Annotated in this window: 1 pseudogene; it reads left to right on the top strand. The window is 69.8% G+C overall.

The annotated features are described in order from the left end of the window. Positions 1-43: 43 nt before the first annotated feature. Positions 44-301, top strand: a pseudogene (groEL, locus tag MKL20_RS00015) (chaperonin GroEL); the annotation flags it as partial.

The following is a 301-nucleotide window of genomic DNA, read 5'->3' as shown; positions in this document are numbered from 1 at the left end:
CAGCAAGCGCTAGTACGGTGCGCGCCAGATGCCCGCCCAGGACAAACGCATGCGGATCGAGAAGGAGCCGACCACGATCACCGATGGAGTCGGCGAGAAGGCGGACCTCGAGGGTCGGATCTCGCAGCGCAAGGCGCAGATCGAGGCGACCACCTCGGACTACGACCGCGGGAAGCTCCGGGTTCGTCTGGCCAAGCTCGCGGGCGGCGTCGCGGTGATCCGCGTCGGCGGCGCGACCGAGGTCGAGGTGAAGGGGAAGAAGGCCCGCGTCGACGACGCCCTCAACGGCAGCCGCGCTGCG

Source organism: Methylobacterium sp. E-066 (assembly GCF_022829635.1).
Classification (GTDB): domain Bacteria; phylum Pseudomonadota; class Alphaproteobacteria; order Rhizobiales; family Beijerinckiaceae; genus Methylobacterium.
Note: the sequence above shows the minus strand (reverse complement) of the source record. Positions and strands in the feature narration are given on the sequence as shown.